Source organism: Roseovarius sp. AK1035, from assembly GCF_003288315.1.
Classification (GTDB): Bacteria; Pseudomonadota; Alphaproteobacteria; order Rhodobacterales; family Rhodobacteraceae; genus Roseovarius; species Roseovarius mucosus_A.
In genome coordinates this window covers 947,961-974,641 of the sequence record NZ_CP030099.1, presented here as the reverse complement: position 1 = coordinate 974,641, position 26,681 = coordinate 947,961, and the positions used below count along the sequence as shown (strand labels likewise).

Annotated in this window: 24 protein-coding genes; 19 read left to right on the top strand and 5 right to left on the bottom strand. The window is 59.9% G+C overall.

Features of this window, described 5'->3' with window-relative positions:
- Nucleotides 1-58 precede the first annotated feature (58 nt).
- A complete protein-coding gene (locus RAK1035_RS04710; RefSeq protein WP_008282604.1) occupies nt 59-928 on the bottom strand; it encodes a helix-turn-helix transcriptional regulator in 870 nt (289 codons plus the stop codon).
- Between the two features lie 157 nt (nt 929-1,085).
- On the opposite strand from RAK1035_RS04710, the gene RAK1035_RS04705 reads away from it, so the two are divergent.
- Together RAK1035_RS04705 and RAK1035_RS04700 are read left to right on the top strand one after the other, a co-directional pair.
- Complete coding sequence (locus RAK1035_RS04705; protein WP_037298619.1) at nt 1,086-2,000, top strand: MBL fold metallo-hydrolase; 915 nt, start codon at nt 1,086-1,088, stop codon at nt 1,998-2,000.
- 1 nt (nt 2,001) lies between these two features.
- A complete protein-coding gene (locus RAK1035_RS04700) occupies nt 2,002-2,952 on the top strand; it encodes an MBL fold metallo-hydrolase (protein ID WP_008282602.1) in 951 nt (316 codons plus the stop codon).
- A 48-nt stretch (nt 2,953-3,000) separates the two neighbouring features.
- Here the strand turns inward: RAK1035_RS04700 and doeA are convergent, their stop codons facing one another.
- Nucleotides 3,001-4,185 (bottom strand): ectoine hydrolase DoeA, encoded by a 1,185-nt coding sequence (doeA, locus tag RAK1035_RS04695; protein ID WP_008282601.1) that lies wholly within the window; start codon nt 4,183-4,185, stop codon nt 3,001-3,003.
- A 167-nt stretch (nt 4,186-4,352) separates the two neighbouring features.
- Here doeA and eutB point away from each other — a divergent pair, with 167 nt between their 5' ends.
- From eutB to RAK1035_RS04645, 10 genes are all read left to right on the top strand, one after another.
- Nucleotides 4,353-5,354: a hydroxyectoine utilization dehydratase EutB gene (gene eutB, locus RAK1035_RS04690; protein WP_008282600.1), complete on the top strand. Its 1,002-nt coding sequence runs from the start codon at nt 4,353-4,355 to the stop codon at nt 5,352-5,354.
- A complete protein-coding gene (locus RAK1035_RS04685) occupies nt 5,344-6,333 on the top strand; it encodes a cyclodeaminase (RefSeq protein ID WP_008282599.1) in 990 nt (329 codons plus the stop codon). Before eutB ends, RAK1035_RS04685 begins: the two co-directional genes overlap by 11 nt.
- Nucleotides 6,330-6,803: an Lrp/AsnC family transcriptional regulator gene (locus tag RAK1035_RS04680; RefSeq protein WP_008282598.1), complete on the top strand. Its 474-nt coding sequence runs from the start codon at nt 6,330-6,332 to the stop codon at nt 6,801-6,803. The genes RAK1035_RS04685 and RAK1035_RS04680 overlap by 4 nt, the downstream gene beginning before the upstream one ends.
- A 109-nt stretch (nt 6,804-6,912) precedes the next feature.
- Nucleotides 6,913-8,388 (top strand): NAD-dependent succinate-semialdehyde dehydrogenase, encoded by a 1,476-nt coding sequence (locus RAK1035_RS04675; RefSeq protein WP_008282597.1) that lies wholly within the window; start codon nt 6,913-6,915, stop codon nt 8,386-8,388.
- A 66-nt stretch (nt 8,389-8,454) separates the two neighbouring features.
- The gene (locus RAK1035_RS04670) at nt 8,455-9,825 is read left to right on the top strand and encodes an aspartate aminotransferase family protein (RefSeq protein WP_008282596.1); all 1,371 of its coding nucleotides are present in this window, start codon (nt 8,455-8,457) and stop codon (nt 9,823-9,825) included.
- Nucleotides 9,826-10,050: 225 nt separating this feature from the next.
- Nucleotides 10,051-11,160: an ABC transporter ATP-binding protein gene (locus RAK1035_RS04665; protein ID WP_008282594.1), complete on the top strand. Its 1,110-nt coding sequence runs from the start codon at nt 10,051-10,053 to the stop codon at nt 11,158-11,160.
- Between the two features lie 110 nt (nt 11,161-11,270).
- Entirely contained in the window at nt 11,271-12,386 is a 1,116-nt protein-coding gene (locus RAK1035_RS04660) for an extracellular solute-binding protein (RefSeq protein ID WP_037298680.1), read from the top strand.
- Between the two features lie 100 nt (nt 12,387-12,486).
- On the top strand, nt 12,487-14,151 hold the full coding sequence (locus tag RAK1035_RS04655; protein WP_112303059.1) for an ABC transporter permease: 1,665 nt from the start codon (nt 12,487-12,489) through the stop codon (nt 14,149-14,151).
- Between the two features lie 5 nt (nt 14,152-14,156).
- Nucleotides 14,157-15,347 (top strand): ABC transporter permease, encoded by a 1,191-nt coding sequence (locus tag RAK1035_RS04650; RefSeq protein WP_008279786.1) that lies wholly within the window; start codon nt 14,157-14,159, stop codon nt 15,345-15,347.
- Between the two features lie 80 nt (nt 15,348-15,427).
- Nucleotides 15,428-17,041 (top strand): GMC family oxidoreductase, encoded by a 1,614-nt coding sequence (locus tag RAK1035_RS04645; protein ID WP_008279785.1) that lies wholly within the window; start codon nt 15,428-15,430, stop codon nt 17,039-17,041.
- On the opposite strand, the gene RAK1035_RS04640 is transcribed toward RAK1035_RS04645, so the two are convergent.
- Both RAK1035_RS04640 and RAK1035_RS20125 read right to left on the bottom strand, forming a co-directional pair.
- Nucleotides 17,038-17,655 carry a TetR/AcrR family transcriptional regulator gene (locus tag RAK1035_RS04640; RefSeq protein ID WP_008279784.1) on the bottom strand — a complete coding sequence of 206 codons (618 nt, stop codon included), beginning with the start codon at nt 17,653-17,655 and terminating at the stop codon, nt 17,038-17,040. The two genes, RAK1035_RS04645 and RAK1035_RS04640, sit on opposite strands and share 4 nt — an antisense overlap.
- Before the next feature lie 97 nt (nt 17,656-17,752).
- A complete protein-coding gene (locus RAK1035_RS20125; protein WP_162655199.1) occupies nt 17,753-17,911 on the bottom strand; it encodes a hypothetical protein in 159 nt (52 codons plus the stop codon).
- A 168-nt stretch (nt 17,912-18,079) separates the two neighbouring features.
- Between RAK1035_RS20125 and mbfA the strand changes: the two genes are divergently transcribed.
- The 4 genes from mbfA to sthA all read left to right on the top strand — a co-directional run bounded on the left by mbfA (nt 18,080) and on the right by sthA (nt 22,372).
- Nucleotides 18,080-19,057, top strand: a complete 978-nt coding sequence (mbfA, locus tag RAK1035_RS04635) for an iron exporter MbfA (protein ID WP_008279782.1) — start codon at nt 18,080-18,082, stop codon at nt 19,055-19,057.
- Nucleotides 19,058-19,135: 78 nt separating this feature from the next.
- A complete protein-coding gene (locus RAK1035_RS04630; RefSeq protein ID WP_037297047.1) occupies nt 19,136-20,068 on the top strand; it encodes an AEC family transporter in 933 nt (310 codons plus the stop codon).
- Between the two features lie 30 nt (nt 20,069-20,098).
- On the top strand, nt 20,099-20,932 hold the full coding sequence (gene fghA / locus RAK1035_RS04625) for an S-formylglutathione hydrolase (protein WP_037296885.1): 834 nt from the start codon (nt 20,099-20,101) through the stop codon (nt 20,930-20,932).
- Nucleotides 20,933-20,935: 3 nt separating this feature from the next.
- Nucleotides 20,936-22,372 (top strand): Si-specific NAD(P)(+) transhydrogenase, encoded by a 1,437-nt coding sequence (sthA, locus tag RAK1035_RS04620; RefSeq protein WP_008279779.1) that lies wholly within the window; start codon nt 20,936-20,938, stop codon nt 22,370-22,372.
- Nucleotides 22,373-22,426: 54 nt separating this feature from the next.
- Here the strand turns inward: sthA and clpB are convergent, their stop codons facing one another.
- On the bottom strand, nt 22,427-25,045 hold the full coding sequence (gene clpB, locus RAK1035_RS04615) for an ATP-dependent chaperone ClpB (protein ID WP_008279778.1): 2,619 nt from the start codon (nt 25,043-25,045) through the stop codon (nt 22,427-22,429).
- A gap of 235 nt (nt 25,046-25,280) precedes the next feature.
- On the opposite strand from clpB, the gene RAK1035_RS04610 reads away from it, so the two are divergent.
- The 3 genes from RAK1035_RS04610 to pyrF all read left to right on the top strand — a co-directional run bounded on the left by RAK1035_RS04610 (nt 25,281) and on the right by pyrF (nt 26,674).
- Nucleotides 25,281-25,535: a hypothetical protein gene (locus tag RAK1035_RS04610; RefSeq protein WP_008279777.1), complete on the top strand. Its 255-nt coding sequence runs from the start codon at nt 25,281-25,283 to the stop codon at nt 25,533-25,535.
- Nucleotides 25,536-25,670: 135 nt separating this feature from the next.
- Entirely contained in the window at nt 25,671-25,925 is a 255-nt protein-coding gene (locus tag RAK1035_RS04605) for a hypothetical protein (RefSeq protein ID WP_008279776.1), read from the top strand.
- Nucleotides 25,926-25,981: 56 nt separating this feature from the next.
- Entirely contained in the window at nt 25,982-26,674 is a 693-nt protein-coding gene (gene pyrF, locus RAK1035_RS04600) for an orotidine-5'-phosphate decarboxylase (protein WP_008279775.1), read from the top strand.
- Nucleotides 26,675-26,681 lie beyond the last annotated feature (7 nt).

The window sequence follows — 26,681 nt, the reverse complement described above, 5'->3', positions numbered from 1 at the left end:
GGGCGGGGTTTTCACTAACCCCGCCCAAAAATTTACGCCGTAATCGAACAGCACGGTCTCAGGCGGAAATCCAGCGCACCGCCCCAAGCCCGTCCAGATCATAGCCCCCAAGCGCTTCGGCCTTGGCGATCATCGTCTCAGACCGCATGAAGGCAACAAGGCGTTGCACCGGTTCAGTAAAATAGGCGCGGCGGTCGATGAGCAGGTCAAAGCGCTCTTGCACCAAGGGGCGGAACACCAGCCGAAATTGCCGCGCCATGGATTCGATCCCAAGGGTGGCCTCGGCCTCGCCTGCGGCCACAGCGGCGGCGGCATCGCTTTCGGTATGGGCCGGGCTTGTCGGTGTCAGGATATCCCCCTGTGACAGCCCCGCCTCGGCCATCATCCTGTCAAAGAGCGCGGTCGTGCCGGCCCCCTCTTGCCGCAGGATCACGCGCCGCCCGCGCAGATCGCCAAACCCCTGCACCATATCTGCAACTGCAGGGGTCAGGATCAGGCCGCGCGCACGCCCTGTCCAGCCGATCAGCACGGCGTCGCGCAGCCCGCGTGCCTCGAGCGCTGGAATATTCCAATCGGCATCGCCCGGAATATGCAGCCCCGCCAAAACGGCACGCCCTTCGGCAAAGACCTCCAGCCCGTCACAGCTGCCATTCCACAGCGTTGCCAAACCCGCGCCGCTTTCGCGCAGGGCCCAATCCAGCAGCGGATCGTGAGAGCCGGTCACAAGCGCGGGGCGCTCAGAGGGCAGGGTGACGCCCGTTCCCTCGATCCAGCACATCAACTCGTTATGGGGAAACAAGAGCTTGCCGGTGATCTTGCGATGCGGGATCTCGCCGGTGGCGACCATGTCGTAAACCTTACGCTCCTTCACCCGAAGCAGGTCTGCGACCTCTTTCGTTGTCAGGTAGGCAGGAAGTTCACTGTCCATGGGCTTTGACGATCACGCAATAGGAGGATTGATGCTGCGTTCCTACCGCATCTCTGCGCGGAAATCAGCATGAAACGCAGCCTTGTTTTGACTTGTATTTTGAGGCGTGCCAGATCATCATATTCACAAATGCGAATAAATGATGGAGAGGGAAGCCATGCGATTCAACCGACGTCAAGTTCTGGCGGCTATGGGGGCCAGCACGCTTGTCGGCCTGCCGCGCCCCAGCTTTGCCGCGATAGAGCTGACCTTGGGCGATGCCAAGATCACCACACTCAGCGATGGCAATCTTGTGCTGCCCATGGAGTTTTTGTTGGGCAACCTGCCCGCTGCCGATGCCGCCCCTGTTCTGGCGCAGTACGGCATCACCGGCGACACGGTCGAGCCGCCCTGCAACCTGACACTGTTACAGGATGGCACGAACACGGTGCTGTTTGATGCTGGGTCCGGGTCTGGTTTCATGCCCACAGCGGGCAAAATTCTAGATGCGCTTGGCGCCATTGGCCTTGGTGCCGATGATATCACCCATGTTCTGTTTACCCATGCGCACCCCGATCACCTCTGGGGCGTGTTGGATGATTTCGACGATCCGGTGTTTGCCAATGCCAGCTATATGATCGGGCAGGCGGAATGGGATTACTGGACTGATCCTGCCACGGTTGACAGCATCGGCGCAGAGCGTGCCAGTTTTGCCGTGGGCGCGGCGCGGCGGCTTGCGGCCATCGAGGATCAGATCGAATTCATCAGCGGCGGGCAAGAGGTGCTGCCGGGTATCCTCGCGCATCACACACCCGGCCACACGCCCGGCCATATCGCGTTTGAGGTTCGTCACGGCACCGAGGCGGCGCTGGTGGTGGGCGATGCCATCGGCAACGGGCATCTGGCCTTTGCGCGCCCCGATTGGGCCAGCGGATCGGATCAGGATGCCGAGACCGGGATTGCCACGCGCCTGCGGCTCTTGGATCAATTGGCGACCGATCAGATGGCGATGGTCGGCTTTCACCTGCCCGAGGGTGGGCTGGGCCGGGTAGAGCGCGATGGCGATGCCTATCGTTTCGTCACGGAGGTGTAAGATGTTGCGCGCGACGCTTTCCGCTCTTCTGCTTTGGTCTGGCAGTGCTGCACTGGCGAGTGAGGATATTGCTGACCAATATCCTGCGTCGCTGCTCTATTCCAAGCCTGTCGAAGTGATCCCGCATGTCTGGTCTGCCATCGGTGCCACCGCGCCGCCCACCTATGACAATGCCGGACATAACAACAACCTCAGCTTTATCGTGACTGGCGATGGGGTGGTGGTGATCAACGGTGGCGCGTCTTATGGATTGGCCAAGGCGCTGCACGCAGAGATCAAGGCGATCACCGATCAGCTGGTCAAGCTGGTGTTCAACGAGAATGGCCAAGGTCATGCCATGCTGGGCAATTCCTATTGGTCCGAACAGGGCGTGCCGATTGTGGCGCATGTGGATGCGGCGGCCGAGTTCGAGAACCACGGCGGCGGTGATCTGGACGCGGCGCAGCGCGTGACCAAAGAGCGCGCCGAAAGCACCAGCGTGGTGCTGCCGACCGAAACCTTCACTGATGAGTATACTGTCGAGATGGGCGATTTCCGGATCGAGGCGCGCTATCTTGGCCCCGCTCACAGCCCCGGAGACATTGTCATCTGGCTGCCCGACCAAGGCCTTGTGATTTCCGGCGATATGGCGTTTCACGAACGGATGCTGCCGATCTTTGCCGATACGATCACGGCGGATTGGCTGGAAACTTGGGATGCTGAATTCGAGCCGCTGGGTGCCACCTATGTGATCCCCGGTCATGGCCACCCGACCAACATGGATCAGGTACGCCGCTACACCAAAGGCTATTTGGAACATCTGCGCGCCCAAATCCGCGCGCATATCGACGCCGGCGGTGATTTGGCCGGGGCCTATTACGTCGACCAATCCGCCTATACGCACCTTGATACGTTCGAAGAACTGGCCACCAAGAATGCGGGCCGGGTCTATGAACAGATGGAATGGGAATAGAGCGGGATTGCAAAAGGCCCCCACGGTCGATGTGGGGGCCTTATTGGGTCAGTCCTTGACGAACATTTTGCGCGGGCGGTTGCAGAAGGTTTCCGCCGGGCCGCTTTCCTTGATCAGGATCGACTCGGTGATTTCCAAACCCCAGTCCGACATCCAGAGACCGGGCATGAAATGGAATGTCATTCCCGGTTCCAGCACGGTTTCATCCTCGGAGCGCAGCGAAATCGTGCGTTCGCCCCAGTCGGGCGGATAGCTCAGACCGATGGGATAGCCACAGCGCGCGCCGCGTTCGATGCCCGCCCGCTCCAACGGGGCGGCCAACGCATTGGCGATGTCACAGGCGCGGTTGCCTGCCTTTGCGGCCTCTAGCCCCGCTTCCAGCCCCTCGACCAGCGCCTTTTCCGCATCAAGCAGGAATTGCGGCGGCTTGCCCAGAAACAGCGTGCGGCAGAACGGCGTGTGATAGCGGCGGTAACAGCCGGAAATTTCAAAGAAGGTCGCTTCCCCCGTCGCAAACTCGCGCCCGTTCCATGTCAGATGCGGCGCTGCGGCATCCGAACCTGACGGCAAAAGCGGCACGATTGCGGGATAGTCGCCCCACGCGCCCTCTACCCCTCGGATGGCATCACGGAAAATCTCGGCCACGATTTCGTTCTTGGGAATGCCCGGCTCGACCCGTTCCATCAACCCGTCGGTGATCTTCTCCGAAATCAGCGCGGCCTTGCGCATGAAGCCAAGCTCTTCTTCGGATTTCACCGTGCGTTGCCAGTTGACCAGCGCGGTGGCGTCAAGGAATGTTGCCTCAGGCAGTTCCTCGCGCAGGGTCTGCATCGCCTTGGCCGAGAAATAGTAGTTGTCCATTTCCACGCCGATGCGTTTATCGGCAAGGCCCATACCCTTAAGCCGCTCTGCCAGATCCTGCATCGGGTGGCGTTCGGTCGACTGCACGTAATTGTCGGCATAGCCGATCACGCGATCGTCCGTCATCCAGACCGTGCGCACACCGCCATTGGCATCCTGATTGCGGCCCCACCAGATTGGATCAGCCTCGGGAAAGACCAAAACGCCCTGATGCACATAGAACGACCAGCCATCATAGCCGGTCAGCCAATGCTGATTTGAGGGGTCGGTCACAAAGAGCGCGTCAAGGTCAAGGCGGGCCATGGCAGTGCGGGTCTTGTCCAACCGGCGCTGGTATTCCTGAGCCGAGAAGGGCAGGTCTTTTTCAATCATGTCGGGGGTCCGTCGTTGAAATATCCCCGCCATACTTGTGGCTTTGGAACAGGCCTGCCCCAAGAAAAACGCCCCGTTTTGTCGTTTTCAGACCATCCTGCGCCGCAGAGTTGACGCTAGGCTCGCCGCAGCGCACTCTGCCCGCACCCTAAACAAGGAAGACCCTCATGCGCCCTGTTCTGGCCGATGTCTATGCTGCGGCACAGGTGATTTCTGGGGTCGCTGACCGCACGCCTCTCGTTCCCTCGCCCTACATGAGCGCGGTAACAGGCGATGACTTCCTGCTCAAGCTCGAGAATATGCAACCCATCGGTGCCTTCAAGCTGCGCGGCGCGCTCAACGCGGTGGCGGGGGCGCAGGATGCGGCGGGCGTCACCTGTTGCTCGACCGGGAATCATGGGCGCGGCGTGGCCTATGCCGCGCGGGCACGCGGTTTGCGGGCGGTGATCTGTATGTCGGACCTGGTGCCGCAGGCCAAGGTGGAGGGCATCCGCGCGCTGGGCGCAGAGGTCAGGATCATCGGGCGCTCTCAGGACGCGGCACAGACCGAGGTGGAACGGCTGGTTGCCGAGGACGGGTTAACCGAGATTTCGCCCTTTGATGATCCGCTGGTCATTGCCGGGCAGGGGACCATCGGATTGGAAATCATGGCGGCGCGCCCGGATACCCAGACGCTGCTCGTGCCGTTGTCGGGCGGGGGGCTGGCGGCGGGGGTGGCGCTGGCCGCCAAGACGATCAAGCCGTCCCTGCGCGTGATCGGGATCAGCATGGACCGAGGTGCCGCGATGTATGAAAGCATCCGCGCCGGGCATCCTGTCGAGGTCGAAGAAGTGCCAAGCCTTGCCGATAGTCTGGGCGGTGGCGTTGGGATGCAGAACCGTCTCAGCTATGCCATGTGCCGCGATCTTTTGGACGATGTGATCCTTGTGACCGAAGAAGAGATTTATCATGCCATGCAGGTGCTCTATTACGAGGATCGGATCGTGGCAGAGGGGGCCTGCGTCGTGGGTCTTGCGGCGGTGCTGAGTGGCAAACTTGCGCCCCAAGGGCCAACCGCCACCATCATCACGGGCCGTAACCTTGATATGGCGCTCTTTACCAAGGTGATGACCGGGCAAACCGTGATTTTAGGCGACAAGGTGATTGAAGGTCGGAAATATGGCACATGATATAAGGATCGTGACAGAGACAGAATTGCGCCGCGCGATCACGCTCGACCTTGAGACGGTCAAGGTGATCGAGCAGGCCTTTGCCGCGCTGTCGGATGGCGGGGTGGTCATGCCGCCGGTGATGTCGATGGATCTGGCTTCCGTGCATGGCGAGGTGGATGTGAAAACCGCCTATATCCCCGGCTTTGACGGTTTCGCGATCAAGGTCAGCCCCGGTTTCTTTGACAATCCCAAATTGGGCCTGCCCAGCCTGAACGGTCTGATGATCCTCTTTTCCGCCAAGACCGGTCTGGTCGAGGCGGTGTTTCTCGACAATGGCTATCTGACTGATCTGCGCACGGCGGCGGCTGGCGCGGTGGCGGCGCAGCATCTGGCCCCCAAGGTGGTGCAGACGGCGGGCATTATCGGCACCGGCGTTCAGGCGCGGCTTCAGGCGCGGGCGGCGCGGCTGGTGCGCCCCTATGACCGTCTGCTGATCTGGGGGCGCGATGCCGACCGCGCGCGCACCTGCGCGGCCGATCTGGCCGATCTCGAATGTGATATTCATGTGGTGGACACCCCCGCAGATCTGGTGATGGCCAGCCAGTTGGTGATCACTACAACCCCGGCAAAGACGCCCGTAATCGAGGCGAAATGGCTGCATCCCGAACTGCACATCACGGCCATGGGATCCGATCAGGCCGGCAAGAACGAGATTGATCCGCAGGCGCTGGTCCGGGCCGATCTCTATGTTGCCGACCGCGCCGCGCAGGTGGAACAGTTGGGTGAATTGCGCAGCGCGATCGAGGCCGGGATATGGACCAAGGGCGCGCCAGCCGAATTGGGCGACGTAATCCAGGGCCGCGCGGGCGGACGCAAGAGCGATGCCGAGATCACCATTTGCGATCTGACCGGCACCGGTGTGCAGGATACCGCGATTGCCACGCATGTGATGGCGCGGCTCAAGGGGCGCGATCTGGGCACGGTCATTACCGCATGAAACTCGACGCCCGCGATCTCGATATCCTGCGGGTGCTGGCCGAAGAGGGCCGCATCACCAAGGCCGATTTGGCCGCGCGTGTGGGCCTGTCTGCCAGCCCCTGCTGGGAGCGGCTCAAGCGGCTGGAGGAGGCGGGGCTGATCGAGGGCTATCATGCGCGCATCAACCTCAAGAAGCTGGGCTCGCATGTGACCGTCTTTGTCGCGGTGGAACTTGCGGATCACACCCCTGCCAGTTTCCGCGCCTTTGAGGACAGTATGCACCGTTATGAAGAGGTGACGGCCTGTTGGGCGTTGGGCGGCGGATTTGACTATCTGATGCAGATCGTCACCCGGGACATCGACAGCTATCAACGACTGATTGATCAGATGCTAGAGGCGCGGATCGGATTGGCGCGCTATTTCACCTATATCGTGACCAAGCCCGTAAAATCCCCGCGCCTGCCACCGTTTGAGATGTTCTTTGAATGAAACATCCGTATTTCTGCGGCCTTGCAGAAGAATAATCTGCAAACTCCAAAAACTTTAGCGTCACCCTCTGCGTGAACCAGACATTCTCTGGCGCAAAGGGAGTGCCACAATGTCCGACTCAGCCATCTGGACCCGCAACGGGATCACCGACACGCGCCTGGTGCGCAGCTTTGCCTATGTGGGCGGCAAATGGGTGGGCGGAGACGAGGCCGCGACCTTTGCCGTCACCAACCCCGCCGATGGCAGTGTCTTGGGTGCTGTGGCCAGCCTCAGTGCCGATCAGGCACGCAAGGCTGTGGATGCGGCGCAGGGCGCATTCGATGGCTGGGCAATGACCCTGCCGCAAGATCGCGCCGCGCTCTTGCGCCGCTGGTTCGATCTCATCCTTGCGCATCGCGAAGACCTCGCGCGGATCATGGTGCTGGAGCAGGGCAAACCCCTTAGTGAAGCGCGTGGCGAGATCGACTATGCCGCAAGTTTCGTGGAATATTACGCCGAAGAGGCCAAGCGCCCCAACATCGAAGGGGTCACAAGCCACCTGCCCGATGCCGAGGTGGAATTGTGGCTAGAGCCGGTGGGCGTGGCCGCCCTTATCACGCCGTGGAATTTCCCCGCAGCGATGCTCACGCGCAAGGCGGCGGCGGCCTTGGCGGCGGGCTGCAGCGTGGTTTCTCATCCTTCAGCCGAGACACCCTATTCGGCACTGGCCCTTGCAGAACTGGCCGAGCGCGCGGGCATCCCGGCGGGTGTGTTCAACGTGGTGACAGGCCACGCGGCAACAGTGGTTGAGCCTTGGACCCAAGACGCCCGCGTCCGCGTTCTCAGCTTTACCGGCTCTACCGACATTGGGCAGTTGCTCTATCGCCAATGTGCGGGCACGGTCAAGAAACTGGTGCTGGAACTGGGCGGCCATGCTCCGGTGATCGTGTTCAAGAATGCCGATCTGGAAACTGCGGTGACCGAGTCGATCAAGGCCAAGTTTGCGACGTCGGGGCAAGACTGTTTGGGGGCTAACCGGATTTACGTAGAGCGGCCAATCTATGACGCCTTTTGCCGACGTTTTACCGACGCGATACAGACGCTCAAAATCGGGCGCGGCATGGACGATCCCGACATCGGCCCGCTGATGAATGAGCGTGCGGTTCGCAAGCAGGAAGAGCATGTGGCGGATGCGCTGGCGCATGGTGCAACGCTTGCCTGTGGCGGCAAGCGCGACCCGCTCGGCCCTCTCTTCTTTCAGCCGACGGTGCTCATGGATGTGCCCGACGCCGCCGCGATCATGCACGACGAGACCTTTGGCCCGGTGGCGGCGATCACGCCCTTTGACACCGAGGAAGAGGTGGTCGCCCGCGCCAATGCCACGGAATATGGCCTCATTGCCTATCTGCACTGCCATGATCCCCGCCGCATCTACCGGATGACGCGAGCGCTACAATTCGGCATGGTGGCGGTGAACCGCACCAAGGTAACGGGCGCGCCGATCCCCTTTGGTGGGGTCAAGCAATCGGGGCTGGGCCGCGAAGGGGCGCGGCGCGGCATGGAGGAATTCATGGAAATCAAATACGTCTGCCGCGATTGGGCGTGACGATCGGGATTCGAGTATCTTTGGAACGATGAAGCTGGGGGTGCGCCCCCGAGGAAAGGAAACACGATGCTGCGCAACGACCAACTTGATCAATGGGATCGCGAGAATTTCTTTCACCCCTCGACACATCTTGGGCAATTCGCCCGTGGCGAGGCGCCGAACCGGGTGATCAAAGGCGGGCAGGGCTGTCATATCGAGGATCGTGATGGCAATCGCTTTCTCGATGCCTTTGCCGGGCTTTATTGCGTCAACGTCGGCTATGGTCGCCAAGAGATTGCCGAGGCGATTGCCGCGCAGGCGCGCGAACTGGCTTATTATCATGCCTATGTCGGGCATGGCACCGAGGCGTCGATCACCCTGTCCAAAATGATTATGGACCGCGCCCCCAAGGGCATGAGCAAGGTCTATTTTGGCATGTCGGGCTCTGACGCCAATGAAACCAATGTCAAATTGATTTGGTATTACAACAACATCCTCGGGCGGCCCGAGAAGAAAAAGATCATCTCGCGCTGGCGCGGCTATCATGGCTCTGGGCTGATGACCGGCTCGCTTACGGGGCTTGAACTGTTCCACAAGAAGTTCGATCTGCCGCTGGCGCAGGTCGTTCATACCGAAGCGCCCTATTATTTCCGTCGCGCCAATCTGGATCAGACCGAGGCGCAGTTTGTCGCGCATTGTGTGGCCGAGCTTGAGGCACTCATCGCGCGCGAGGGGGCCGATACCATCGCCGCCTTTATTGGCGAGCCGGTGCTGGGCACCGGAGGCATTGTGCCGCCGCCTGCAGGCTATTGGGCCGCCATTCAAGAGGTGCTGCGCAAGCATGACATCCTGCTTGTGGCCGATGAGGTGGTGACGGGCTTTGGTCGTCTGGGCACGATGTTCGGCTCGGACCACTATGGAATGACGCCAGACCTCATCACCATCGCCAAAGGCCTGACAAGCGCCTATGCGCCGCTCTCGGGTAGCATCGTCAGCGACCGCATGTGGAAGGTGCTGGAGCAAGGCACGGATGAGAATGGCCCCATCGGCCACGGCTGGACCTATTCGGCGCATCCCATCGGGGCGGCGGCGGGTGTGGCAAATCTCAAGTTGCTTGATGATCTGAACCTGATTGCCAATAACCGCGATGTAGGCGGCTATCTGAATCGGGGCATGGCCGAGGCACTGGGCGCGCATGCCCATGTAGGCGAGGTGCGGGGCGAGGGGATGCTCTGTGCCGTCGAATTCGTCAAGGATCGGGAAAATCGGATATTCTTTGATGCTGCCGACAAGGTGGGCCCACAGATTTCCGCTGCGCTGGCAGCTACCGGTGTTATCGCGCGGGCCATGCCGCAGGGGGACATTCTGGGCTTTGCGCCGCCTTTCTGCCTGACAAAATCAGAGGCGGATGAGGTGATTCACAAAACCACAAAAGCCGTGCAATCCGTGCTGGGATAGGTCGGTTTCCGGTGAAAACACTGCCGAGGCTCGCGTTAAAGCGGAGCGTGCCTCGGCCATTTGCAGGAAATTTGACTTATCTTGCTTCACTTGCAGGCGATTTGACCTGCGCAGGTCGGTTTCGGGAAAAAAGCGCCGCAATCCGCTTGCATGTGAGGGTCCATCTTGTTTTAGTTTCTTCCGAACGCGAGGCAAACGCTTGCGATGAATAATAGGGAGCCGAACTTGGCAGATACCGGGAACAACGATGCGTTCGTTGCGTTTGAACGTGTCCAAAAGAGCTATGACGGCGAAACACTGGTCGTCAAGGATCTGAACCTGACCTTGCCCAAGGGCGAATTTCTGACGATGCTAGGACCGTCGGGGTCGGGCAAAACGACCTGTCTGATGATGCTTGCAGGGTTTGAAACCGCCACCCATGGCGAGATCAAATTGGACGGTGTGAGCATCAACAACATCCCGCCGCACAAACGCGGCATTGGCATGGTGTTCCAGAATTACGCGCTCTTTCCACATATGACGATTTCCGAAAACCTCAGCTTTCCGCTTGAGGTGCGCAAAATCGGCAAGTCCGACCGCGAAGCCAAGGTTAAGCGGGCGCTGGAAATGGTGGAAATGGGTGCCTTTGGTGGGCGTCGTCCGTCGCAGCTGTCTGGCGGCCAACAACAGCGTGTGGCTCTCGCGCGGGCGCTGGTGTTCGAGCCTGAGCTGGTGTTGATGGATGAACCGCTCGGCGCGCTAGACAAGCAATTGCGCGAAAAAATGCAATTCGAAATCACCCATCTTGCGCACAATCTCGGGATCACCACAGTTTATGTGACCCACGATCAGACCGAGGCGCTGACAATGTCTGACCGTGTGGCGGTGTTCAACGATGGCCGCATCCAGCAGATCGCGCCGCCAGATGAATTGTATGAAAGCCCCAAGAATAGCTTTGTCGCGCAGTTCATTGGCGAGAACAACACCCTTGAGGGGCGGGTCAAAGAGATCAAGAACGGTATTGCCGTCGTGCAGCTAGACAACGGCGACCTGATTGATGCCAAGCCCGTCAATGTCGAAAAGCCGGGCGACCGCACGCTGATTTCCATTCGGCCTGAGCGGGTCGAATTCAATCGTGACCGGCTGAAGCCGGATGCGCATACGCTCAAGGCCGAAGTGCTGGAGTTCATCTATATGGGTGACATTTTCCGCACACGGCTCCGGGTGGCTGGGTCCGATGACTTTATCATCAAGACCCGGAACGCCCCCGATCAGCGCCGCCTGCAACCGGGCGAGCAGATCGAGATCGGCTGGTTGCCAGAGGATTGCCGCGCGCTGGATGCGCCCCAAGTATAAGAATACGCGCGCCGGTCACGGAACCGGTGCGGGTTGAGCAAGGCCCTCGACGTTCTGCCCGTAGCGCAGGGCCCAACCATCGAAAAACGGGATAAACTGGGAGTATGTTTATGAAACTGACGAAAACCCTGCTCGCGACCACGGCTCTGACCGTTGCTGCGGGCACTGCCGTCACCGCACAGGAAATGGCCAACAGCATGACGATCGTCAGCTGGGGCGGCGCCTATCAGGCGAGCCAAGACAAGGCTTATGTGCAGCCCTACCTTGCTGCTAACCCCGGCGTGACCGCGACTTGGGACGAAAGCTCGGCCGAGGCCGTGGCCAAGCTGCGCGCCATGAACGAGGCAGGCAACATCACTTGGGATCTGGTCGATGTGGTGGCGTCCGACTCGATGCGCCTCTGCGACGAAGGTCTGGCGATGGAAATCGACCACGACACCATGTTGGCCGCGGCCCCCGATGGTACCTCTGCCAGCGATGACTTTGGTGATCTGATTGTCAGCGACTGCTTCATTCCGCAGATCGTTTACTCGACCACCTTCGGCTATCGCACTGATCTTGTGCCTGCCGGCACCGAGCCGCCGACCAGCGTTTGCGACGTGTTCGACCTTGCCAAGTATCCGGGCAAGCGGTCGCTGCAAAAGCGCCCGATCGACAACATGGAATGGGCGCTTTATTGCGACGGCGTTGCCAAGGACGAGATTTACGACGTTCTGGGCACCGACGAGGGCGTAGAGCGCGCGCTGGCCAAACTGGGCACCATCAAGGACCAAGTCGTCTGGTGGTCTGCCGGTGCGGAAACCCCGCAGCTTCTAGCGGATGGCGAAGTGTTCATGGGTTCGACATTCAACGGCCGTCTGTTCTCGGCCATTGCTGAACAGAACCAGCCCATCGCAATGCTGTGGGACATGCAGTCGTTTGACCTTGATGGCTGGATTGTTCCCGCCGGTCTGCCCGCAGACCGTCTGGCGCGCGTGATGGACTTCCTCAAGTTCGGCACCGACACCCAGCGTCTTGCTGATCAGGCGGCGTATATCTCCTACGGTCCGGCGCGTGCGTCTTCGGCACCGTTGGTAGGCAAGCACGCCGAGCTTGGCATCGACATGGCGCCGCATATGCCGACCGATCCGGCAAATGCCTCCAACGTTCACATCTATGACTACGAATGGTGGGCTGACAACCGTGACGATCTGGACGCCAAGTTCCAGTCGTGGCTGGCCCAGTAATCTGGCGACCAATAGAGGTGGGGCCGTACGCGGCCCCACCGCTTCTTTGACCGGGCACAAGACCCGGCCTGAATAATCGGACCATTTCGACGGGGAAGACATGAGCGATAGCACCAACACCGGCCCGATGCTTGCCGCCGATGGCACGCCTCTGAAACGCAGCCTGCGCCGCGCTTTGCGCGCTCAGAAGATGCGAGCGCTGGCGCTGATCGCCCCCCTGTTGCTCTTTGTTCTGCTCACCTTCATCGCGCCGATCATTGATATGCTGTTCCGTTCTGTCGAGAACCAGATCGTGGGCAATACACTGCCAATGACTGTCGAGGAGTTGCGGGATTGGGATTCCGGCGATGCCCCCGACGAGCAGGTGTTCCGCGCCTTGTTCTTTGACCTTTTCCTTGCTGCCGAGGCCAAGGAACACACCAAGCTGGGCAGCCGTCTGAACTACGAGAAAAGCGGCATTTCCTCGCTCTTCCGCACGTCTGGGCGTGACATGAGCGACGTTGGAGAGGTGTTCCAAGACGCATTGCTCGAGGTTGATCCCGCCTTTGACGAGGCCGCGACATGGGTCGAGATGATGTCGGGTGGGGCTGGGGCAGAGCCCAATGAACGGCTGATGTCCAATCAGATTGCCCGCCTAGAAGCGCTGGAAGCCACAGAATTTAGTGGAGATGCCGAATTTCAGCCCGGTGCTGCGATTTCCGACATTCTACCCAATACGGCACGTGCTTATTCGGCCTTTGCGGCCTTTACCCAGTTTGTCGATGGCAAGAGCGTAACCAAGGAAGAGCCATGGGAGGCAGTTCATGCCGCCTTGGCGCTGGACCTTGAAGACCCGGCTACGAAAACGGCCATAGAGACCTATGCCGGACCCGGTGGCGATCTCTTGCGTGCTGCGGCAGCGGCGCAGTTGCCGCCTGTTGCGATGCGCGAAGCCTTTTTCGAGTCGAACAAGGACTGGGCAAATGTGACATTCTGGGAAACCATCAAGACCTATTCGCCGCCCTATACCACCGGCTATTTCCTCAACGCTGTTGATATGGAAAAGACGCCCCAAGGTATCGCCTTGCGCAGCGAAGATGAGCGTATTTATGGCATCCTCTTCCAGCGCACGATGTTCATGTCGCTGATGATTACCTTTTCCTGTGTTGCTTTGGGCTATCCCGTGGCGTGGATTCTGGCAAATCTGCCGTCACGCACCGCGAACCTTCTGATGATCCTTGTCCTGCTGCCATTCTGGACGTCGCTTTTGGTGCGCACCAGCGCGTGGAAGGTGATGTTGCAGCAACAAGGGGTTATCAACGACGTTCTGGTCTGGCTGGGGCTGGTCGCAGATGAGAGCCGATTGGTTATGATCAACAATCAATTCGGCACCATCGTAGCGATGACCCATATTCTGCTGCCCTTCATGATCCTGCCGATGTATTCGGTGATGCAGACCATTCCGCCGACCTATCTGCGCGCCGCCAAATCGCTGGGGGCGAACAATTGGACGGCGTTCTGGCGGGTCTACTTTCCGCAATCGGTGCCGGGCATCGGCGCGGGCTCGATCCTCGTCTTCATCCTTGCCATCGGGTATTACATCACGCCTGAGATTGTGGGCGGCACCACCGGCACGTTCATTTCGAACCGGATCGCCTATCACATCTCGTCCTCGCTCAATTGGGGCTTGGCGGCGGCGCTTGGCACGATCCTGCTTGCCGTGGTCCTCATTCTCTACTGGGCCTATGACAAGATCGTCGGCATCGACAACGTGAAGCTGGGGTAAGAGACATGAACGGATTCACACTGACACCTGTCGAAACCAAGCCACTTTCCTTCTCACTGCCGGTGATCGGCGCTGCAGGGGCCTTTGTTGGGCTGTTTGTCGGCACGGCGCATGGCTCGGGGTTGATGGGCATCGCGATTGGGGCCGTTGCGCTTATGGTTCTTGCCTATCTTGCGCTGGCAGTCTTTGGACTGGGGCAGGAGAAGACCACGCGCTGGGGCCTTATCGCGCTCTTTATCATTGCGGGCGTGCTTCTGGCTGGCTTGCCGGGGTTTGTGCTGGGGCTGCTGTTTGGTCTCTTCTTTTCTTGGTTCATCTTCTGGATTGGCGAAGAACGCTATCGCGCCAATCTGGCACCCTATCTGACCAGTGGTCAGGTGCTTTGGCACTATACGTTCCGAGTGATCTGTGGGGCGATTTTCGTCTTTCTGATTACCCCCATTCTTGTCGTGATGCCGCTCAGCTTCAACGCGCAAAACTTCTTTACCTTTACACCGGAAATGCTGCGGTTTGATCCCGCCGGTTATAGCCTCAAGCATTATCAGGATTTCTTTACCTCGAACGAATGGCAACAGGCGTTGCGCAACTCGCTGATGATCGCGCCAGCGGCCACGATTCTTTCGGTAAGTTTCGGAACGCTGGCCGCGATTGGCCTGAGCTCCGAACACGTGCCGTTCCGCCGCGCGATCATGGCGATCCTCATTTCGCCGATGATCGTGCCGCTCATCATCTCTGCGGCAGGGATGTATTTCTTCTATAGCCGCATTGGCCTGCAAGGCACCTATTTCGGCGTGGTTCTGGCGCACGCGGCGCTGGGCATTCCTTTTGTAATCATCACCGTGACGGCCACGCTTGTGGGCTTTGACCGCTCACTCACGCGCGCGGCGGCGAATATGGGCGCAGACCCCGTGACCACCTTCTTTCGGGTGCAGATGCCGCTGATCCTTCCCGGCGTGATTTCGGGTGGCCTGTTCGCGTTCATCACCTCGTTCGATGAGGTGGTTGTGGTGCTCTTTGTCGGCTCCGCCAATCAGCAAACCCTGCCATGGGAAATGTTCACCGGCCTGCGCGAACAGATCAGCCCGACCATTCTTGCCGTGGCGACGATCCTTGTCGTGATCTCAATCGCGCTTTTGACAACCATGGAATATTTGCGACGCCGGTCTGAGCGGTTGCGCGGCATGAGCCCAAGCTAGTCGCGCATCCCTGACGCCACGTCGCGCTTTGGTCGGGGGAGGTCTCCGGCATAGCGTGACGAGGCAGAGGGAGGCGGGCTATGATCTATGACTACATCATCGTGGGGGGTGGATCGGCGGGCTGCGTGCTTGCGGCGCGGCTAAGCGAGGACCCCGGCCTATCCGTCTGCCTGATTGAGGCGGGCGGGTCTGGGCGCGATATCTTCATTCGTGCGCCGGGTTTGGTGGCAGCGATGGTGTCTGGGCGACCCAAGATCAACAACTGGGCGCTCAAAACTGTGCCACAGCCGGAATTGAACGGTCGGCAAGGGTTTCAGCCGCGCGGGCGTGCGCTTGGCGGCTCTAGCGCGATCAACGCAATGCTCTATGCACGCGGTCATCCCGGTGATTATGACGAATGGGCCGATCTGGGCTGTGATGGCTGGAACTGGCAGAGCGTGCTGCCATGGTTTCGCACGGCAGAGAGGAACGCGCAGCACGGTGACGCCCTGCATGGCCAATCCGGACCACTACAAGTCACCAACCAAAATGCGCCCCGTGCCATTTCTGAGGCTTTCGTAACCGCCTGTGAGAGCCTGCAAATCCCCCGCAATCCCGATTTCAACGGCGCGACCCAAGAGGGCGCGGGGCATTATCAGGTGACGCAGTTCTTTGACGGCCCCCAGCGCGGTCAACGGTGCTCTGCTGCTGCTGCCTATCTTTTCCCGGTCCTGACACGGCCCAATCTGACGGTGATCACGCAGGCCATGGCTGAGCGGGTGATCTTTGACGGCAAGCGCGCCACCGGCCTACGCTATCGCCACAAAGGGCGGATGCGCGAGGCGCGCGCGCGGCGGGACGTGATCCTGAGCAGCGGTGCTTTTGGCTCTCCGCATCTCTTGATGCTTTCAGGCATCGGCCCGGCCGAGGCGTTGCAGGCGCATGGTATAAGCCCGGTGCATGAGCTGCCCGGAGTGGGTGAGAACCTGCAAGATCATCTGGACTATATCCTTGCCGAAACCTCTAAGCGCGACGATGTCATCAGCCTTGATCCCAAGGGCCTCTGGCGTCTGGGAAAGGCGGCGCTTGAATGGCGCAAGACGGGGAAGGGCCCGTTCACCACACCCTATGCTGAGGCCGGAGCCTTTCTGCGCTCTGAGCGCACAGTGTCTCGGCCCGATCTGCAACTGCATTTTGTGATCGGCATTGTCGAAGATCACATGCGAACCCTGCATTTTCGCCCCGGCTATTCGTGTCATGTCTGCGTGCTGCGGCCCCATAGCAGGGGTCGGGTGGCGCTACGCTCTGCCCGCCCTCAGGATGCGCCTTTGATTGACCCTGCGTTCCTTAGCGACAGCCGTGATCTGACCCTGATGATGCAAGGTGCGCGGCAGATGGATGCGGTGCTACGCGCGCCTGCTTTGGCACCTTGGCGCAAAAAGCGGTTGCACCCCCACGACTGGACCGATGCGGCACTTGAGGCCGATATTCGCGCCCGCGCCGACACGATCTATCACCCGGTCGGCACCTGCGCGATGGGGCAGGGCGCTATGGCGGTTGTTGATCCGCAGGCGCGTGTTCATGGGCTTGAGGGGCTGCGCGTGGTCGATGCCTCGATTATGCCCCGCCTCGTGGGGGGCAATACCAACGCGCCCACGATCATGATGGCAGAAAAGATTGCGGCGGCGATGATGGGGCGTTCCGCCCCGGATTAGGCGCGATAACGCGCGAGAAACATCTCAACCGCGCCATTGACCACACGCTCTATATCCGCTGGCTCTACTTCTTTGCACATGCCGCACAAGCTGCGCATAAAGAGATCGCTTTTGCATAACTCGCCAAACTGGTTGGCGGCGAGATCCATGTCGTCAATTTTGAGAATCCCGGCATCGACATAGGGGCGCAAGACTTTGCTTAACCGTTCGCGCACAAGGTCTGGTCCAGAGGCATAAAATCGGCGTCCCAATTCGGGAAACCGATGCGCCTCCGATACGCAGATGCGAAACATTTGTTGTCCGAAGTCTGACAAAAAGAACCGAACGATCCGGGTGGCTGCCTCGTGCAAGACATGATCAATGGTCGCGCCCTTAGCGATCACTTCCATCGCCTCTTCGGCCTGCCGGTTGCATTCAAGCCGCGCGACTTCGGAAAAAAGCAGCCGTTTATCCGGGAAATAGCTATAGAGGGTGGCCTTGGACACCTGCGCCTCACGCGCAATTTCGTCGACGCTGGCGCCTTCGAATCCATCGCGCATAAAGACGCGACGCGCCCCTTCGAGCACCTGGTCGAACTTGCGGCCCTTCTTGATTTCAACGGCGGGTGCCGACATCCAATCCCTCCCCACAGGTCGGAACAGTGTAGTCGGCGCATGCCCGTAACCGCAAGCCCGTCTGCGCGCGGTCACGGGAGGCTGTTTCTGACGCAGATTATCGGTCGATTCCTGCATTGCCTTGTGTCACGGGGGCAGGCGCGGGCGCAGGGTAGGTCAGTGTCGGTGTCAGGCTGTTGGTGTCAAAGCTGAAAGCCAAGACAGGGGCCGCGATGAGGCTGAGCGAGAGGGTAAGAACGATCAAGGCGCTTTTCATATCGAACTCCATAACTGAACTGTTGCGTTCAGATATATAACTAAACAGATCGGTTTAGAAATCAAGATAAAAATGAACCGAGTAGTTCACTTTTACCCATACATCCCCCTTTGCCTTCGTAGAATGTAGCGCTAAACTGATTTAGAATAATTCTAACTGAGGTGTCCGATGATTCCCGGTATGACGTCCCGCCGCCGTTTTCGCGATCTCAGCGAACAAGAAATTCTCGCATTGGCGATCTCCTCGGAAGAGGATGACGCGCGCATCTATCGTTCTTATGCAGAGATGTTGCGGCAAGATTTTCCGGATACCGCTGCCATCTTTGATGGGATGGCGACCGAAGAAGATGGTCACCGTCACCGCCTGATCGAACTGCACCGCAGCCGGTTTGGCGAGGTGATCCCCCTGATCCGGCGCGAGCATGTTGCCGGGTTCTATGCGCGACGTCCTGTCTGGCTGATTGAAAACCTCGGGATCGAGCGTATCCGCGACGAAGCCGAGGCGATGGAGCGCGATGCTGGTGCGTTTTATCTCAAGGCAGCACAGCGCACCACCGATGCCGACACCCGCAAATTGCTTGGTGATCTCGCCGCCGCCGAGGCTGGTCATCAAACCCGCGCCGAAGAGCTTGAGGCTGAGCATCTCGATGCTGATGCGCGCGACGCCGAGGATCGCACCGCCAAACGCCAGTTTGTATTGACATGGGTGCAGCCGGGGCTTGCCGGATTGATGGATGGCTCCGTGTCCACGCTCGCCCCGATCTTTGCCACGGCCTTTGCCACGCAGGACACCTGGACCACGTTTCTTGTTGGTCTTGCGGCCAGTGTGGGCGCAGGCATTTCCATGGGCTTTACCGAGGCCGCCAGCGACGATGGCGAACTCTCTGGGCGCGGCAGCCCGATCAAGCGCGGTTTTGCCTCTGGGATCATGACCACCGTTGGCGGCTTGGGCCATGCGTTGCCTTATCTTATTCCGGATTTCTGGACTGCCACAATCATCGCCTTTGTGGTGGTGTTTATCGAGCTTTGGGCGATTGCCTGGATTCAGAACAAATATATGGAAACGCCGTTCTTTCGCGCGGCGTTTCAGGTTGTTCTGGGCGGAGCGCTGGTCTTTGCCGCTGGCGTGCTGATCGGCAGTGGCTGACGGGCCATAGCAAGTGTTGCGACGAAAGGATGAATGGCGGCGATTGACCCTGCCCCTCAACCTGCTACCACACATCGCATGCTAAGTATCTTTCTCCAGACCCTACCTTTCTTCATGATCATCGGGCTAGGGTATGGCGCCGGGCGCACCGGGTTCTTTCCCGAGGAGGCGACGGCGTGGTTGACGAAGTTCGTCTTTTACTTTGCTCTTTCGGCGATGCTGTTCCGCTTTTCGGCCAATCTCACGCTGGCGGATGTGTTGGATTGGAATTTCATTCTTGCCTACCTCTGGGCCACGGCCTTTGTCTATGGCATCGCCACGGCGGTAGCGCTGGTGCGCCGCGTGAATATCCAAGAGGTCGCTATCGAGGCCCAATGCGCGGTCATCGGCAACGTTGGTTTTCTGGGTGTGCCGATGCTGGCCATGCTGATGGGGGAAGCGGCGATTGGCTGGGTGATGATCGTCTTGGCGGTGGACCTTATCGTATTTGGCTCGCTTGTGGTGATCCTGATTACCGGCACGCGGGATGGTCGGCTCAGCTTTGGTATCTTGCGCACCGTCGGAATGGGTCTCTTGAAGAACCCGATGATCGTCTCGATCGTGCTGGGCCTCACATGGTCCGGCCTGCGCCTGCCTATTCCAGATCCGATCAACGATTTCGTGCGCATTCTGGGCGGGGCGGCCACCCCCGGTGCGCTCTTTGCCATCGGCGCATCGCTCGCGTCGAAATCGGCTGAGCGACCTCATATCGCGGGGTGGCTTTCTTTTTGCAAACTTGTGCTGCACCCGGTTTTCGTGGCCTTTGCCGTGCTCGTCTTGTTCGAGGTTGATCCCTACGCCGGGGCGGTGATGATTGCGGCGGCAAGTCTGCCCGTGGCGGGAAATGTCTTTATGCTCGCCCAGCATTATGGCGTGGCACCCAAGCGTGTGTCGTCCTCGATCCTGATTTCAACTGGCGCTGCCATTGTCACGGTGTCGCTTGTGATCGGTTGGGTGAACCAACTTTACTGAACAGTCCTACGGACGTGAGAGGAGAACATGATGAAAACGGTTTCGGAAAATACCTGTTTTGGTGGCACGCAGGGCGTCTATACCCACGCCTCCGAGGTGTGCGGCGTTGACATGACCTTTGGCCTCTTCCTGCCGGCTGAGGCGCAGGATGGGCCGGTGCCGGTGCTGTGGTATCTCTCGGGCCTGACCTGCACCCATGAGAATGCCATGGTTAAGGCCGGCGCACAGGGTTGGGCGGCAGAGCAGGGCATCGCACTCGTGTTTCCGGATACAAGCCCGCGCGGCGAGGGTGTGGCCAATGATGACGCCTATGATCTGGGGCAGGGGGCCGGGTTCTATGTGAATGCCACGCAATCCCCTTGGGCGCCGCATTTCCGGATGTGGGATTATATCGCCACGGAATTGCCTGCGCTCATTGGTGAGAATTTTGCCGTGGACATGGACCGTCAGGCCATTACCGGGCATTCGATGGGTGGGCATGGCGCGTTGACGCTGGCGATGTCACTGCCGGGGCGGTTCCGGTCCGTGTCGGCCTTTTCCCCCATTTGCAACCCCACCAACAGCGATTGGGGCCGCAAGCAATTCACGGCCTATCTGGGCGCAGACGAAGCCGCCTGGGCAGCGCATGATGCCAGCCTGCTGATGGCAGAGCGTGGATTTGATGGGCCGGTTCTGGTGGATACCGGCACCAAGGACCAATTCCTTGACCTGCTGCGCCCCGAAACGCTGGCCCATGCCATGACCGCCCGCCGCCAAGAGGGCACGTTCCGGATGCAAAAGGGCTATGATCACAGCTATTTCTTCATCTCGACCTTCATGGAGGATCACGTGACCTTCCATGCCGAGGCGCTCTATGCGGATTAAGACATGAGCCATTATGATCTGATCATCGTTGGCTCGGGTCCTGCGGGGCGCGCCGCCGCCATTCAGGCGGGCAAGCTCAAGCGTCGCGTGTTGGTGATTGACCGCAAGGACCGGTTGGGCGGCGTGTCGGTGCATACCGGCACGATCCCGTCCAAGACGCTGCGCGAGACGGTGCTCAACCTGTCGGGTTGGCGTGAGCGCAGCTTTTATGGCCGCGCTTACCGAGTCAAGGACAACATCGGTGCCGAGGATCTCAAGGCGCGGCTGCACATGACCTTGGATCACGAGGTTGATGTTCTGGAACATCAGTTCAACCGCAACCACGTGGATACGCTGCATGGCATGGCGCGCTTTGTTGATGCCTATACCATCGAGGTTGCAACCGAGGCGGGCGATGTCACGCGCCTGACTGCTGACCGCTTTCTGATCTCGACCGGGACCAAGACCCATCGCCCAGACACTGTGCCCTTTAACGGGCGCACGGTGGTGGACAGCGATGAGTTTCTTGAGCTTGCCCGGATTCCGCGCAGTCTGATCGTGGTGGGCGCGGGCGTGATCGGGGTGGAATATGCCACGATGTTTTCCGCGCTCGACGTGCGTGTGACCTTGATCGAGCCACGCGATACATTTCTCGATTTCATCGACCGGATGCTCATTCAGGATTTCACCCATCAGATCCGCGAGAATGGCGTTGATCTGCGGCTGGGGTCCGCGATCGAGCGGATCGAGGACGCGGGCGAGCATATCGAGGTGAGCCTTGCCAATGGTCGCCACGTGCGTGCCGAAATGCTGCTCTTTGCTGCGGGGCGGATGGGGGCAACTTCGGCGCTCAATCTGGCGGCGGCGGGTCTGACGACGGATCATCGCAACCGTATTGAGGTTAATCGCAAGACCTATCAAACGGCTGTGCCGCATATCTATGCTGCGGGTGATGTGATCGGGCATCCAAGCCTTGCCTCGACCTCTGTGCAACAAGGGCGCGTTGCGGCCTGTCATGCGCTCGACATCCCGACCCTGCCTGAAAGCCCGTGGTTTCCATATGGCATCTATTCCGTGCCAGAAATTTCCACCTGCGGCATGTCGGAAGAGGAAATGCAGACGCGCGGTATCCCCTATGAGGTGGGTGTTGCACGGTTCCGCGAAACCAGCCGCGGGCATATCATGGGGCTGGAACATGGCATGCTGAAAATGCTGTTCTCGCTCAAGACGCGTCGGGTTCTGGGCGTGCAGATTGTAGGCGAGGGGGCAACTGAACTCATCCACATCGCGCAGGCGGTTTTGAACCTCAAAGGCACGGTGGATTATTTCGTGCAGAACACCTTCAACTATCCCACCTTGGCTGAGGCGTATAAAATCGCGGGGCTTGATGCCTTCAACCGGATGCCCATTCCCGAGGAATATAAGGTAAAGCGTGAGGCAGCCAACCCAGAGGCTTCCTGACGGTTTGTACGATTAAAAACGCCCCCCTGATCACTCAGAGGGGCGTTTTCACGGTCAATGAACCACGGCGTCTTGTGGGGGCTCTTGTGTCGTGCTGCCAACCCGGTTTCCGATGATCAACCCTTCGGGGCCTGCTGTAACCGGCACCACCGCCCCATCGAGGATTTCCCCGGACAAGAGCGCCTCTGCCAGAGGGTCTTGCAACGCGCGCTGGATCACCCGCTTGAGCGGACGCGCGCCGTAGACCGGATCATAGCCTTCATCCGCCAGCCATTTATGGGCCGCGTCATCCAGCGCCAGCGTGATCTTGCGGGCGGCCAGACGTTTCAGCAGCCGCGACATCTGGATATCGACGATGCCATCCATCTGTGGCCGCGTGAGGCGGTCAAACACCACGATCTCATCCAGCCGGTTCAGGAACTCGGGCCGGAAATGCGACCGCACCGCGTCCATCACATCGCGCTTGGCGGTGGCGGCATCGGCCCCTTCTGGCAATTGGCTCAGAGCTTGGCTCCCAAGGTTCGACGTAAGGATGATCAGCGTTTGCTTGAAATCCACGGTGCGGCCCTGACCATCGGTCAGCACACCATCATCAAGCACCTGCAAAAGCACGTTGAACACCTCGGGATGCGCCTTTTCGACTTCGTCGAACAGGACCACCTGATAAGGTCTGCGGCGCACGGCCTCGGTCAAAACACCGCCCTCGTCATAGCCGACATAGCCCGGAGGCGCACCGATCAGACGCGAGACCGAGTGTTTCTCCATGAACTCGCTCATGTCGATCCGGACCATGGCACTATCGTCGTCAAATAGGAATTCTGCCACGGCCTTGGTCAATTCGGTCTTGCCCACGCCGGTTGGCCCGAGAAAGAGGAAACTGCCCAAGGGGCGCCCCTCATCGTTGAGCCCCGCCCGCGCACGCCGCACGGCATTGGCCACGGCCTTGACGGCGGTATTCTGACCGATCACGCGGCGATGCAGGTTGGCTTCCATCCCGAGCAGCTTGTCGCGCTCGCCCTCCAGCATCTTGGCTGTGGGAATGCCGGTCCAGCGTTCCACCACCTGCGCGATTTGCTCGGGGCGCACGGCCTCTTCGACCATGACGCCATCATCGCCTTGGGTTTCGGCCTCGGCCAGCTTTTTCTCCAGCCCCGGAATGACACCATAGCTCAGCTCACCGGCACGCGCGAGATTGCCCTCGCGCTTGGCGATGTCCAGCTCGGCGCGCGCGCGGTCAAGCTGTTCTTTGAGGTCGCGCGCACCGGCCAGCTTGTCGCGCTCAGCCTGCCATTTGGCGGTCATCTCGGATGAGCGCTGTTGCAGATCGCCCAGCTCCCTTTCCAGCTTTTCCAGCCGATCCTTGCTGGCGGCGTCGTCCTCTTTCTTGAGTGCTTCGGCCTCGATCTGCTTTTGCAGGATTTCGCGGTCAAGCGCGTCCAACTCTTCGGGCTTGCTGTCCACTTCCATACGCAGCCGACTTGCGGCCTCGTCCATCAGGTCGATGGCCTTGTCGGGCAAGAACCGGTCGGTAATGTAGCGATGCGAGAGCGTGGCGGCGGCGACAAGCGCCGAGTCAGAGATGCGCACACCGTGATGCAGCTCATACTTTTCCTTGATGCCGCGCAGGATCGAAATCGTATCCTCGACCGTTGGCTCCTCGACCACCAGCGGTTGGAACCGGCGGGCAAGGGCCGCATCCTTTTCTACATGCTTGCGATATTCATCGAGCGTCGTTGCCCCGATACAGTGCAATTCACCACGCGCGAGGGCGGGCTTGATCAGGTTTGCGGCATCCATCGCGCCATCGGCCTTACCGGCACCGACCAGCGTGTGCATCTCGTCGATGAATAGGATGATTTCGCCTGCGGCCTGCGTCACCTCGTTCAGCACGCCCTTGAGCCGCTCTTCGAACTCGCCGCGATATTTCGCCCCGGCAATCAGCGCGCCCATATCAAGCGACAAGAGCCGCTTGTTGCGCAGAGATTCCGGCACGTCGCCATTGACGATGCGCAGGGCAAGGCCCTCGGCGATGGCGGTTTTACCCACCCCCGGCTCCCCGATCAAAACCGGGTTGTTCTTGGTGCGACGGCTGAGCACCTGCATCGCGCGGCGGATTTCATCGTCGCGACCGATGATGGGATCGATCTTGCCTTCCCGCGCTGCTTTGGTCAGGTCACGGGCGTATTTCTCGAGCGCCTCGTAGGTGTCCTCTGCCGATGCGGAATCTGCCGTGCGCCCCTTGCGGATATCGTTGATCGCTTCGTTGAGCTTTTGCGCCGAGACAGCCCCTGCCTCTAGCGCATCCTTGGCTGGGGATTTCACCAGGGCCAGCGCGGTCAGAATGCGTTCCACGGGAACAAAGCTGTCGCCCGCCTTTTGTGCCAGTTTCTCGGCCTCGGCCAAAACCTTGCCGGTCTGCTGATCCATATAGGTTTGCCCTGCATCGCCAGACACCCGTGGGATTTTGGCCAGAGCGATGTCATTCGCTTGCGTCACGCGTTCGGGCGCGCCACCGGCGCGTTTGATCAGGTTGCTGGCCAGCCCCTCGGGGTCGTCAAGCAAGGCTTTCAGTATATGTTCTGGGGATAGTTTCTGATGGCTTTCGCGCATCGCGATGGTCTGGGCGGCCTGAATGAAACCACGCGACCGTTCCGTGAACTTGTTGAAGTCCATGGGCTTTCTCCTTTTGACAAGCGTTCCCCCGGTGGCGCACCCAGCATTAGGCATGCGGCGGTCGGGGACCTCTCACCATAAATGGGTAACAGTGCCGTGAGGTTCAAGACGGATCGCGCCGGAATCGCGTGAGCGGCACTTTTTCGTGAGAGGGACTTGGCAGGACCTGCTGCAATACCGATCTGTCGCAGAGTTATCCACAGGGCTATGTCGCCCTATAAAGAGGATAGAAGCCATGACAGAGCAGGCAGTGAGACTGGAAGCGATCGGATACAATCCCGAATGGTCCGCCTTTTTCGCGCGGGCCGAAGTGGTCGACGGGCAGGAACGGTTGGTTTATCCCGTGCTTTTCCGGGCACCTCTGACCGCAGAATTCGCAAGGGTGACCCACGGTTTGATGGAGCATGCGCGGTATCTGCATCGCTCTGGCCGGTCCGACCTTCGGCTGCGCCGGGCGACTGTCCGCCCTGTGCCACCAATTGCCGCCTGACTCCGCATCCCGAAAAAAGATGCAAAATCGTCGTGATTTCACCGTGAAATCGCGTAAGGCTATCTTTAGTATTAAGCCTGTAAACAACCGGCGTCATGCGCCGTTTGCCCTGTAAAGAGTAATAAGGTTCGTAAGATGCATATCATCAAGGTCCGCGCGCGCGAGATGCGCCGTGATAGTCACGCTGCCTGCGTCAGTGGCGTGTTGTTGCTGGAAACGGAAACCGGCCAAATCAGCCTGAATGTCACGGTGCCAGCAAAAGAGGCGAGCCATAACGCATTGTGGCTGGATGCCTTGCGCCAATTGCAGCGCTTGCCTGAGTTTCGGCGCAACGGGCGTCAGATCACCTTGGCTGATACCGCTTTTGACGGGATGTGCGCAGAGGCTTGACGCCGCGCATCGCCGCCGCGACAAGGGCGCTATCCGACAGCAGAGGACCGCGCCCCATGACTGATGACCGCCTGATCGTAGCCCTTGATGTGCCCAATGCGCTGGAGGGTCTCCAATTGGCAGAGCAATTGGGTGCCTCGGTCGGCTTTTACAAGATTGGCCTTGGAATGCTGACGGGGGGCGGATTGGCCCTCGCTAACGAGTTGAAAACCGAGCAAGGCAAGCGAATTTTCCTCGACATGAAGCTCTTTGACATCGGCGCCACGATCGAGGCGGCGGTGCGGGGACTGGCCCAGTTCGATCTGGATTTCCTGACCGTACATGGTGATCCGCATGTGGTGCGCGCCGCCAAAGAGGGGGCCTCGGGCAAGCCGATGAAAATCCTTGCGGTCACGATCCTCACCTCGCTTGATCGCGCCGATCTTGATGCTGGGATGATCAAATCGGGCGATCTGCCTGATCTGGTGGCCGAGCGCGCGGGCCGTGCCTTTGACGCCGGGGCCGATGGGGTCATTGCCAGCCCGCAAGAGGCGGCGATGATCCGTGCCCTGCCCGAAGCCAAGGGTCGCCTGATCGTCACACCGGGTGTGCGCCCTGAAGGCAGCGCTTTGGGTGACCAAAAGCGGGTGGCAACCCCGGCACAGGCCATCGCTGACGGGGCCGACCACATTGTCGTCGGCCGGCCCATTTGGGCGGCACAAGATCCACGCGCGGCGGCAGAGGCGATCCTGTCACAATTGCGCGGCTGATACTGGC